The organism is Affinundibacterium amnicola (genome assembly GCF_014284275.1).
Classification (GTDB): Bacteria; Pseudomonadota; Gammaproteobacteria; order Burkholderiales; family Burkholderiaceae_D; genus Undibacterium; species Undibacterium amnicola.
The window spans coordinates 517,034-528,827 of the sequence record NZ_JACOFU010000001.1; the positions used below are offsets into that span (position 1 = coordinate 517,034).

Here is an 11,794-nt window from a genome sequence, read left to right on the forward strand (position 1 = left end):
TTACATCACATATTGAATTCGTTATTGAAGAAAATAACTACCGAAAAAGGAAGAGACATGAGTGTCCCAGCATTAATTGAAGCGCAAAGTTTGATTCAGGTAGGCGATATTGCCGGTGCAGAACATGCATTAGCTACCTTAGCCGAAACAGAGGGCGATCAAGCACTGGTGGCAGCTTTGGATGAATTTCCGGCAAAGGATTTGCTCGCGATTATTCGTGAATACGATGCGTCCAAAGAGTCATTAGTGAACTTGCTGGTCACCCCAGAACAATTCGCACAAGCGGTCGTATTAGAGAAGCGTTATGCTGATCTGACCCATGAGCAACTGCGTGGCATGATTAATTCTGTGATATTTCGTGACGGTGCTGATGCCGCTGAATTTCTGTATGAAATCGCAGAAGTAGAAGGCGGCTATGACGCGATTGCGGATTACCTGCAAGATCGTACACAGATGGTCGAGCATTTTTATCGTTATGCGACGTTTGATTTGTATGAATATGGCGACGACAATAAAACGCAGGCGATTGACGATGATTTATTGAGCCTGACGCGCGATACGGAAACCCGTGCTTCTGCAATTGACCGTGCCAGTGTGGAAGACCATGACTGGATGGAAGTGACGTATTTATTACGCTATGAATTGCCTGAAATTTTCCGTGAAGTCTTAATGAAGTTACGCGCTCGTTATCAAGTGTATTTGCGCAACTTGCAGAACGATGAATTTGCTGAAACGGTCGTCAGTGAAGAGAGCGAAGATGACGAGTCTAATGTTCCTAAGAAAAATACCGACGATGGTGATGATGTTGATGATGAAGAATCTGCTTTGTAATTGATTGAGTCGATTATGTCTGAAACATCTCAAGCTATCGCGCTCTATGATGGACGACCGTTTTTTGAAACGGCACTACGTCATGGATTGCGCTTTGCCATTATTCCTCGTGCCAAACTTGACGCAATAGAAGCAGAGGCACCGAAAGGACTGGTGCAAATCGCCGACGCATTTGGTAGCAAGTATTTGCGCCCAGAAATTGAAATAGCGCGCAAGCGTATCGTCAATTTGGCTAGTCTGTATTTACTTGAAACTTCAAAAGGTGATTTAGATATTGCTGCAAAAATCATTCGAGATAATACATTTCTGAGTTTGTCCCGCGGTGGATCTGGTTTGCTTAAGGCATTGTATGCAATGCCTGAATATTCCTTGCTTGGACGAGAGCAAAAGAGCTCGGTGGAAGAGTTTCTCGAAATCTGGTCGCTGAAAGATAAGCCGCAAGAATATCGTAATCTATTGGCACACCGCCAGCAAAATGCCTTAGAAATTGAAGCTGGATTTTGGTTTGGTCGCAGCATGGATCTGACGCAATCCGAATTGCAAGAAGAAGACGTCGAGGCTGGCGCGGTTATTCGTACAGGAGTCCTCAAACGTTTGCTTGGTGATGCTGATGCGCCAATAGAGAATCAAGTTGAATTTGCGATGATTATTGAAGCGGTACGGGCGCAGGCAAAGTCAAAAAACAAAGTCAATAAATGTGCGCTATTTGATCCTAATCAGGCCCGCGCGTTGTTGTCTGAAGAGTACGTTCCAGATCAATTTCAAGCCTTGTGCCAGCAAGTGTTGGATGAGATTTTAAGTCGTGATTTACCGCTAATTCTTGACGCCAAAAATTCACTAGATCGTTTGGTGTTCGAATTGAAAGAGCGCTATTTTATTTGTGCTCACGAAATGGAAGATACTTCCGATTATGATGCTTTGGTGTCGAAAGAATGGTCAAAGCTGACTAAAGGTAAAACCGATATTGATTCTTTGTTGACCTTGCTTTTGTGTATTGCGACCGATGTACCAGCAAAAACAAGTTTGCCTGAAAAGACAGCCAAATCGATAGTGAAGAAAATTCGTGAACAGGGCTTGGATGTGCAAAAAGCAGTAGTGTGGATCAAGACCACTGTTCCGCATGAAAAGCAGGAAGGCTTACTTGAGGATTGGCAAGAATTTTCTGCTGAAGCGCAAACCTATTTATTGGATGATTGGGATACTAATTACAGTGGAGCGCTACGTTTTTTGCAAGAAAATTGCCACATCGTGAAACCAGTTAAAAAGTAAATGTATCGACCTTCTGTGGTAGAGCTCTCCCGTTTCGGCGCGTTGTTTTATGGTGGCGAGCTCAATTTACTGGTGCAAAGACTGCACGCATTAAGAACGATTTTTTTGCTGTGATTTAAAAAGTGATTGCTTGAATCAGATGCAGTCTGGATCAATTTCCAGAAAGTTTTTGAATGACTGGTCGGGACGGCAAGATTCGAACTTGCGACCCCATGCACCCCATGCATGTACGCTACCAGGCTGCGCTACGCCCCGACTTTGAGGCTGCAATTATAGGGCATTGGCTGTTGTTTCGCTATCAAAAAATGTGAGGGATGCATTTTGTTGACGCAATTTCATATCGCATATTGCTGAAATTTCGATTGAATTGTTAAGATTCAAGTCAATACTAAAAATAGTCATTCTTATTTGACTTTAATGATTGTCAGTGTGCCTGAAAAGCGGTCACAATAATGGCTGTGTGCATGACAATTGCGCAAATTATCCCATCGTGTTCTATCGGAACACTCTTTTAAAAGAGATGACTATGTCCATAAAGATTAGCCAAAACTTTGACGCCGGTGCGATTGAAGTGATTAGTACGCTCAATGTCGAGAATATTGAATTAAATTTGCGCAAGGATTCGAACGCTGATTTTACGCAGTGGTTTTATTTCCGTTTGCAAGGTGCGCGCGATCAGGATGCCACCATGCGTATATTGAATGCTGGTGACGCAACTTATCCTGATGGTTGGATGAACTATCGTGCGGTCGCTAGTTATGATCGCGAAAACTGGTTCCGTGTTGAGACGGAGTTTGATGGCAAGGTGATGACGATCAAGCATACGCCGGAAACAGATAGTGTGTATTACGCCTATTTCGAACCCTATAGCTGGGAACGCCACCTAGCTTTACTAGGCAGCGTTGCGCAGTCTGAACAAGTTCGTGTGGAAGATTTGGGAAGCACCGTTGATGGTCGAGATTTAAATGTTGTTGTGGTTGGTAACCCTTCAGCAGAGAAAAAAGTATGGATTGTCGCGCGCCAACATCCGGGTGAAACCATGGCGGAATGGTTGGTGGAAGGTACTTTAAATGCCTTATTGGATTTGTCTAATCCAATTGCCCGAGCAATTTTAGATAAAGCGGTTTTGTACGTGGTGCCTAATATGAATCCTGATGGATCTGTACGCGGAAATTTGCGTACGAATGCAGCGGGTGCCAATTTGAATCGCGAGTGGATGACACCGTCCATTGAAACCAGTCCTGAGGTTTATTACGTTAAGAAAAAAATCGAAGAAGTTGGTTGCGATTTGTTCTTAGATATCCATGGCGACGAAGGCTTACCTTATGTGTTTGTGGCTGGAAGTGAAATGTTGGAGGGGTTTAGTGAGAAGCAAATTCAAGAGCAAAATGCTTTTGTGAATAGCTTCTGTGCTGCAAGTCCAGATTTTCAAACTGAGTTTGGTTATGAAGCCAGTAAGTACAATGAAGATCTACTTAAATTAGCTTCCAAGTATATCGGACACACGTATAAGTGTGTTTCATTAACCTTGGAATTGCCGTTCAAAGATAATGCGAACATGCCAGATCTGGAAGTGGGTTGGGATGGTGCGCGTAGTATGAAACTGGGTGAGGCGATGTTGCAACCCATCTTAACTTCTTTGAAGAGTTAATTGTAGTGGGAATAGAAATCGAGCGAAAATTCCTGGTCGTTTCTGATGAGTGGAAACGACTAGCTGAACCAGTGTTTATGCGGCAAGGGTATATCTGTTCATTACCAGGGCGTGTGGTTAGAGTCAGAATTGAGGCAGATTCTGCCATGTTGACAATGAAGGGGAAATCTTCTGGCATTTCACGCGGTGAATGGGAATATGCGATTCCTTTAATGGATGCGGAAGAGTTGTTGCGCAATTTGTGTGAACAGCCGCTAATCGAAAAGAAACGTTATCGGATTGCGATCGATGGCTTGGTTTGGGAAGTGGATGAATTTTTGGGCGATAACGCTGGTTTGATTATCGCTGAAGTGGAATTACTTTCAGAAGAGCAGAGTGTCATTCTTCCCAATTGGGTAGGCGAGGAGGTTAGTCATGATCATCGCTACGCTAACGCGAATCTGTTTAAACATCCTTACACCCGTTGGTAATATTGGACTGATAAAAATGCTACAGGGAACTAGTGCACAAATTTGTGGATTAGGTCTCGGTAGCGTTTTTTATTGCAGTCGTTTAGCGGTTATATTGATGTATTGGCTTTATTAGCGTGCTCCCGAATCGCTTCGGCAAGTTTTGAAAATAATTGCTCAATCTGTGCATGGTTAATGATGAGCGGTGGCGAGAGAGCAATAATATCGCCGGTGGTGCGAATCAGTAGATCTTTTTCCCAGAAACATTTTTCGAAAATATCGAATGCCCGCGTCGTGGTTTTTCCCGCTTGAGGACTAAGTTCGATGCCACATACTAAACCAAGGTTGCGAATATCTCTCACATGGGGTAAGTCGCGTAGTTGATGCGCTGCGGCTTCGAAGTAGGGCGCAATCTGCGCTGCACGTTCAAATAATTGTTCTTCTTGATAGACCTCTAAAGTTGCAATCGCTGCCGCACAAGCTAGTGGATGCGCGCTATAGGTATAACCATGAAATAGTTCAATACTATCCTTGGGAGATGAAGCCATAAAACTATCATAGATCGCCGTATTCACGACAACTGCACCCATAGGAACGGCCGCATTGGTTAAACCTTTGGCGCAAATGATCATATCTGGTATGACATCAAAGTAGTCTGCGCCAAATGCCGTGCCTAGACGACCAAACCCTGTTATGACTTCATCAAAAATCAAGAGAATGCCATGCTTACTGCAGATATCGCGCAGACGTCGTAGATAATCTTTTGGTGGGATGATGACGCCAGTCGAACCCTGAATTGGTTCAACAATAACGGCAGCGACGGTTGTCGGATCGTGTAAGGCTAACAGTCTGGTTTCTAATATACCTGCCAGCTCTTCACCATGGACTGGTAGCCCTTTGCTGAAGGCGTTTCTGGTTATGTCTAATGGATGAGGTAAGTGATCGATACCGCTTAGCCCAGGTCCAAACTGCTTACGATTTCCAGCAATACCACCGACGGAAATGCCGCCAAAACCAACGCCGTGGTAGCCACGTTCTCGTCCAATCAAACGAAAGCGTCCTGCTTCACCACGTATCCGGTGATAGGCAAGTGCAATTTTCAAGGCAGTATCAACACCTTCCGATCCATCGTTACAAAAAAATACCCGATCCATTCCAGTCGGCGTTATTTCAGCCAGCTTTGTGGCTGCTTCAAAAGCGAGTGGATGTCCCATTTGAAATGTGGGGGCAAAATCCATTGTGGCGGCTTGCTGCTGAATTGCCGCAACGATCTTGGGATGGTTATGTCCAGCGTTCACACACCATAAACCTGCAGTTCCATCAAGTATCTGACGTCCGTCTGAACTTTGATAATACATACCCTCGGCCTTAGACAGAAGGCGTGGTTTTTCCTTAAATTGACGGTTCGCTGTGAAAGGCATCCAGAGATGTTCGGTTTGAAGTGGTGAGTTCATGATTCTCCGTAGCGAGCAGAAAAGTGTATGGGGGCGCGTCAATTAAACCGATGCTTGCATAATTGGCAGAGCATATCAAGCGATGTCACTCAGAATGTTTTTTGCGAGGCGAATTACAGATGCACAAAATTTAAGATACCATCGGGTGTCAATTGTAACCAGCCGCCTCGTGGTTTGTCAGCATGATCACAATCCCAATCTGGCAGAACATAACGCAGTCCTTCCGCCTCATGATGCAGTGCCGTGCGATGCGTATGTCCGTGAATTAAGACGCTATTGGGAAATTGTTGGTGCAACTTGGATACAGCGCTTAGATTGACATCCATAATTGCCATACTCTTGTTCTGCTGCTCGCTATTGCTTGCGTGGCGCATGCCTTCAATGATCGCTTTGCGTTCAGGCAAAGGTTTGGTAAGAAATTGAGCCTGCCAGGCTGATTGGCGTACGGCGGATCGAAATGCCATGTAATCGACATCGTCGGTGCAAAGCGCATCACCGTGAGAAACAAGGAGTTGTCGTCCTGCAAGCAGCAGTTGGCATGGATCGTTTAACATTTGAATGCCTGTTAAGCTGGCAAAATGTTCACCTATCAAGAAATCACGGTTTCCTGCAATCCAATACATTTGCACACCGCGATCTGTCAGTGTGCGTAAAGCCTGAATGATTTGTTGATGATACGAAGAATCACAGTCATCATCGCCGGCCCAATACTCAAATAAATCACCCAATAAATACACATGTTCAGCATGAATAGCATGTGTATTTAAAAAATTGAGAAAACTGGTGGTCGTTTTTGGTAATGCTTCGGACAAGTGAATATCGGAAACAAAAAGCGCAATCGGCTCCGATTGCGCTTTTGCGGATGGTGTTTCGCAGTGGGATGAAGTTGACATAGATTAGTCAGCGTAATGTGTCTGAAAACGCTATTTTTCGTGAGCCTAGACGATTTCTACTTTTTCGATCAGGATATTTTCAACTGGTACATCAGAAAACATACCTGACCGAGTGGTTTTAGAAGAAGAGATTTTATCCACAATATCTTTTCCTTGAGTCACTTCACCAAATACACAATATCCCCAGCCATCTTGCCCGGGATAGTCTAGAAATGAATTGTCAGTAGTATTGATAAAAAATTGTGCCGAAGCGGAATGTGGTTCGCTGGTTCGTGCCATCGCTAAAGCATAACGAACATTTTTTAAGCCATTACTCGCTTCATTTTCAACATTACTATGCGTAGGTTTTTGTTTCATTCCAACTTCAAAGCCACCGCCCTGAATCATAAATCCAGCGATGACGCGATGAAAAATCGTGCCAACGTAATGACCCGACTCTACGTAAGATAAAAAATTTGCGACAGTCTTAGGTGCTTTTTCGGCATTGAGCTCAATTTTAATTGTGCCTAAGTTAGTAGTCAGGAGTACGGCCATGATGATCCTCTGTAAGAAGTAAATACTTTGTGGTCTATGGGTGTTATTGCATGCGTCTTTCAACTTCAATGCAAACTCGGGAATACCTAGCCATTTATTTGAGTAATTTTATCGAAATAATGGTGATTGGTTTTACGGGTACATTTTGATGTATTCCTGCATCAGAAGTTGGCGTTGATTTGATTTTTTCTACGACATCCCATCCTTCAATTACTTTACCAAATGGTGTGTAACCCGCAGCAAAAATAAGTGCGCGTGAACGAGGTAGGGTTAGTGGTTCGCCATTTTTTAACACTTGAACAGGATCTCCGTCAGGAATTGGCTGATAGTTGAGGAAATCATTATTGTTGACATTGATATAGAACTGCGCACGCGCTGAATTAGGATCGTTGGTTCTTGCCATTGCGATGGTGCCGATATCGTTCTTTAGCTCTTGTTCGAAGGCGAGTTTTGCTTCGGACGGTACTGGTTTGTCTGTTGGCTTTTCTTGCATCGCAGCGGTCATTCCACCACCTTGTATCATGAAGTTATCAATTACCCGGTGAAATATGGTTTTGTTATAGTGCCCTTTTTGTACATAGCGTAAAAAATTCGCCACAGTTTTTGGCGCTTTTTCAGGGTACAGTTCTAATACAATATCTCCCTCAGATGTCTTGATATTCACTTTCGGAAGTGCCTGTGCATAAGCAAAGCTAGCGACAAGGCTTAATGTGGCAGTGATACCAAACTGCAGAAAATATCGACGAAGATGAACAAACATAATTGATCCCTCTGGTAATAAATGTCAAATTGTATTGAATTAACTGCCTGTGCGCTCTTGTTTAATCAGCCATTTGCCATCTTGTTTTATCATGGTCAGCGTTTTTCTGCTGGAGGCGGTTAATGCGCCCGATTGATAATTTTGTCTGAATTTGACTGTTGCGGTATTCCCATCAACAACAATCGTTGGCGTATCAATTTTAACGGTAATTTTCCCTTTACCCTCTATTCGCGAACGACGTTCTTCCATCCAAGATTTTCGCGTCTCGCCATTAGGCGTCTGAAAATCCTTTGCGTAATGCGCTAAATAAGCCTTGGTATTTTTGGCGCTCCATACATTTAGCCAGCGGTTGACAGTTTGTGCAATTTCAGTGTGCGCCTGATTTGCTTTTCCAGAAGAAGATTTTTCTACTTGACTGCTTGTAGTCGTCTTCTTGTCCGGTTGCGCTGATGACACTTGCGAATTTGTCGGCGGTATCAAGATTTCTTTTGACGCAGTTTGAGCTAGTTCTTTGAGCTGCTCAGGCTCTACACGCGGTCCTGCAATTTGACTGTTATCCTCGTAAATAATACGCCAGAGATTTGCTTCCTTCATCCAATATTGACGTCGCTTACTTGAGGATACTCCTCTACTGGTCTGGATATCAACAATAAAATTACTGACAATAATCTCATCGCGGCCCGGGTATTTGAATTGAGATAGCTCTCGAAACTTCATACTTCCAACAGGTTTGCTCGTCATTAATGCTTGTTTTGTCAGCCAAGTTAACGCAGGTTCATTCGCCGTATTTTTGAAATTTTTGCTGTACAGCTGTATAGCATTGGCAGGCGTGTTGGATGCGATATTTTGCTGCCAGCTATCTACTAATTTACGGGCATTGAGTTTTTCGGACTGCCAATTTGCACGTGGAATGAAATTGATTTTCTCGCTGATAATCACAGGTGTCTTCGTTATATCAACGGTAGCCGCGATCTTCAAAAAATCGGGATTGGAAAGCACGATGCATCCATCAGACGCAAGTGGTGCGCGGCTGTAATTGGTTGATGGTACGCCATGGAGCCAAATGCCAGAGCCACCTCGACCGTTCAATTTATCCCATTCGTTGGGGTAGTTCAGGGGAAGGGCACCCGGTCCGTAAAAGTCCGGAAGTTTGGCGCCTGGGAGTCGATTGGTAATGTAATAAACACCCAAAGGAGTACGTTGATCCCCCTCTTTAAATTTATCCATTCCCAGTTTGCCTTGACTGACGTAATAGTCGCTGAGAAGCGTGGGAATGCCGCCTATATTCTCATAAAGATAAAGGCGTGCCCGTTTGGCATCCATCACAAGCGAGTAACGCTGTTCTTCGCTCATTTGTAGCAGCACGCTTGGCACAAGATCTTTGTTCGGGCGCTCTGTGATGGCTTTTAAGCGAGCGATTGCTTCTTCATGTAAGTCTTTAAGCTTGTCATTTGGTGCGTTATTCGCTGCACCAAAGCGCGTTACCGGACGCGTTCGCATGGCAATCAAATCACCACGAATCAGGTAGGCTAAATGAAAGTTAGGGTAGGCGAGTAAAAGTTCGTCGACTTTTGTTTGTGCTTTATCTAATTCATTATTGGCGAGATGCTTATAGGTTTCAATGAGCAATAAATCTGGATTTGGTCCAGGTTTGCTACTGCTGACAAATTGAACCTTGTTATTTGGATGGTTATTGCCAAAGGCGAATTCAACTGATCCAAAATAGAAAAAAGCAGTGAGCGGAATAGATAAAAATGGAATGGCTCCAACAAACCGCGATGTTGGAGCTATGCTACGAGAGAATAAAGACATCAGCTACCCGAACGCTCCTGCTTGATTAGCCATTTGCCATCTTGCTTAGTCAACACTAAGGTTTTTCGACTAGTAGAAGAGAGTCGATCCGAGGTGTAGAATTGTTTGAACTTTACGGTTGCAGAATTGCCGTCGATGCTAATGTTAGCATCATCGATACGTACACCAATTTTGCCTTTTCCTTCAATTCTAGAACGACGATCTTCAGCCCAGGCTGAGCGCGATTGCTTATTGGGTGTTTGAAAATCTTTCGCATAGTAGCCTAGATACTTTGCGACATTTTGGCTACTCCAAGCTTTCGCCCATGCTTCGACCACATCAAGCACGACTTCTTTTTCGTTACTCACGGCAGGTTGTTTTGCCACCGCCGTTGCTGGTGCTGTAGTTGTTTTGGGTTCAGCTGCACGGCTGGGCGGCGCCGCCGCAATGGTTGGTGTATTCGGTATTGTTGCGATTGGTGCTGGATTATTCACCGCTGTTTTCGGGTTTACTCCGCCAGTTGTGTTGCCAATCAAATTTTTCACTAAATTTAATTTTAGTTTGGCAGTTGGGTTCCCGGAATCAAGTTGCAATGCTTTGTCATAGGATTGGCTAGCCAATTTCGCATAGACATCGCCCAAATTCTCATGTGCTGTGCCATACGTTGGGTTGGTTCGGATTGCCATTTCCAATGCGGCGCTTGCTTTTAAAAATTGCCCATTCGATGCGTATAAAACAGCAAGATTATTATATGGCTCTGGCAGTTCTGGATAGTCATCCGTTAACTTGCTAAAGATGGTGATGGCTTCTGCCTGTTTATTTTGTTCAGTTAAGATGATGCCTTTCAAGAAGCGCATTTGTGCGTCTTTAGGTCGTTGTGCCAACACCGCATCAATCTTTTTAATGGCTTCATTGAGTTGCCCGGCCTTATAAAGCTTTCCAGCATCACTTGCGTCATCTGCAAACGCAAGCGGGGATAAACCAATGGTGAGAGCAATTGCAGCAAATGCGGTTTTTATTGAATGTCGCATAATTTAACTTAATGTCTTTTCTAATAATTAGTCTTTGGAGATCGATTGAAATCGCAATTTTGTTTGCTAAATTGGTCAGGCGCAATCTTAACAAATAAACTTGGGCTCGCGTTGCAGAGTTTGTCATATTGAAGCGAAAAAGTAAGATTGTTCTCATGATTGATACGAAAATTTGGACTGTTCGTATACAAACCGTGTGTCGTCTTGATTTTTCGGTATAGAAGACTACCTAGTTTGATTTTTTCTGATGATCCGAATGGCAATTTGAATGCGATTAATCTTTTAATTTAATTATTTGTTTAATGCATGATTTTAAACTTCTTGGTGAAGCTAAAGGCAAAATTAGTCCTTTCCGGGGCTTTATCATGTAAAATTAACGGTTTTCTTGAATCCTTATAACCACGGCATGTTGTTATAAAAGATATTGGCTAGATGGTGCGCGCAGTATAGTTTTGTATTACGGAAGATCAATAAATGAATAAAAATAGTCACGTCCGTAGTAATGTCGAATTGCATGTCCCAGAATATTGGGAAAGCGCAAAAATAGAGCTCATGAAGCGTGATCGTATTTTGCGCAAGTTGATTCCGCAATTCGGAGATTTGTATTTGCTAGGTCGAGATGATCCTTTCACGACACTAACGCGCTCGATCATTGCGCAGCAGATTTCAGGTACCTCTGCCAACGTTTTGTGGGAAAAGTATTTAACTGTTTGTCCAAAGTCTAACCCTGCCGAGGTGATCAGTGCTGGTAAAGAGCGTTTATTAGATGCAGGTTTGTCGAAGCGCAAAACAGACTATATTCTTGATTTGGCTGGCCACTTTAAAGATGGTAGGGTGCACGTTGATAATTGGGTCGACATGAGTGACGAAGCTGTTATCTCTGAACTGATCCAAATACGAGGCATTAGTCGATGGACTGCTGAAATGTTTTTGATTTTTAATTTGTTACGCCCTAATATCTTGCCTTTGGATGATGTGGGGCTAGTAAGCGGTATTAGTAAGAACTATTTTTCCTGTGAGCCTGTTTCACGCATTGATATTCGTGAAGTCGCAGCAAATTGGGAACCTTGGCGTACTGTCGCGACATGGTATATGTGGCGAAGTTTGGATGAAAAAAATAGCTTAACTTGA

11 protein-coding genes and 1 tRNA gene are annotated in these 11,794 nt (G+C 43.5%); 5 read left to right on the forward strand and 7 right to left on the reverse strand.

Features of this window, described 5'->3' with window-relative positions:
- Positions 1–57: 57 nt before the first annotated feature.
- On the forward strand, positions 58–831 hold the full coding sequence (locus H8K33_RS02315) for a hypothetical protein (protein ID WP_186889350.1): 774 nt from the start codon (positions 58–60) through the stop codon (positions 829–831).
- 15 nt (positions 832–846) lie between these two features.
- Complete coding sequence (locus H8K33_RS02320) at positions 847–2,100, forward strand: hypothetical protein (protein ID WP_186889351.1); 1,254 nt, start codon at positions 847–849, stop codon at positions 2,098–2,100.
- 178 nt (positions 2,101–2,278) lie between these two features.
- Here H8K33_RS02320 and H8K33_RS02325 read toward each other — a convergent pair.
- A tRNA-Pro gene (locus H8K33_RS02325) sits at positions 2,279–2,355 on the reverse strand.
- A 271-nt stretch (positions 2,356–2,626) separates the two neighbouring features.
- Between H8K33_RS02325 and H8K33_RS02330 the strand changes: the two genes are divergently transcribed.
- Together H8K33_RS02330 and H8K33_RS02335 are read left to right on the forward strand one after the other, a co-directional pair.
- A complete protein-coding gene (locus tag H8K33_RS02330) occupies positions 2,627–3,751 on the forward strand; it encodes a M14 family metallopeptidase (RefSeq protein WP_186889352.1) in 1,125 nt (374 codons plus the stop codon).
- Positions 3,752–3,756: 5 nt separating this feature from the next.
- A complete protein-coding gene (locus tag H8K33_RS02335; protein ID WP_186889353.1) occupies positions 3,757–4,221 on the forward strand; it encodes a CYTH domain-containing protein in 465 nt (154 codons plus the stop codon).
- A gap of 89 nt (positions 4,222–4,310) precedes the next feature.
- Here H8K33_RS02335 and aptA read toward each other — a convergent pair whose 3' ends face one another.
- From aptA to H8K33_RS02365, 6 genes are all read right to left on the reverse strand, one after another.
- Positions 4,311–5,654, reverse strand: a complete 1,344-nt coding sequence (aptA, locus tag H8K33_RS02340) for an omega-aminotransferase AptA (RefSeq protein WP_186889354.1) — start codon at positions 5,652–5,654, stop codon at positions 4,311–4,313.
- Positions 5,655–5,767: 113 nt separating this feature from the next.
- Positions 5,768–6,547, reverse strand: a complete 780-nt coding sequence (locus H8K33_RS02345; protein WP_186889355.1) for a UDP-2,3-diacylglucosamine diphosphatase — start codon at positions 6,545–6,547, stop codon at positions 5,768–5,770.
- 45 nt (positions 6,548–6,592) lie between these two features.
- Entirely contained in the window at positions 6,593–7,081 is a 489-nt protein-coding gene (locus H8K33_RS02350; protein ID WP_186889356.1) for a peptidylprolyl isomerase, read from the reverse strand.
- A gap of 94 nt (positions 7,082–7,175) precedes the next feature.
- Positions 7,176–7,841: a peptidylprolyl isomerase gene (locus tag H8K33_RS02355; RefSeq protein WP_186889357.1), complete on the reverse strand. Its 666-nt coding sequence runs from the start codon at positions 7,839–7,841 to the stop codon at positions 7,176–7,178.
- 39 nt (positions 7,842–7,880) lie between these two features.
- On the reverse strand, positions 7,881–9,653 hold the full coding sequence (locus H8K33_RS02360) for a L,D-transpeptidase family protein (protein ID WP_186889358.1): 1,773 nt from the start codon (positions 9,651–9,653) through the stop codon (positions 7,881–7,883).
- Positions 9,653–10,663, reverse strand: a complete 1,011-nt coding sequence (locus tag H8K33_RS02365) for a nuclear transport factor 2 family protein (RefSeq protein ID WP_186889359.1) — start codon at positions 10,661–10,663, stop codon at positions 9,653–9,655. The genes H8K33_RS02360 and H8K33_RS02365 overlap by 1 nt, the downstream gene beginning before the upstream one ends.
- 474 nt (positions 10,664–11,137) lie before the next feature.
- Between H8K33_RS02365 and H8K33_RS02370 the strand changes: the two genes are divergently transcribed.
- Positions 11,138–11,794 (forward strand): DNA-3-methyladenine glycosylase family protein, encoded by a 657-nt coding sequence (locus tag H8K33_RS02370; RefSeq protein ID WP_186889360.1) that lies wholly within the window; start codon positions 11,138–11,140, stop codon positions 11,792–11,794.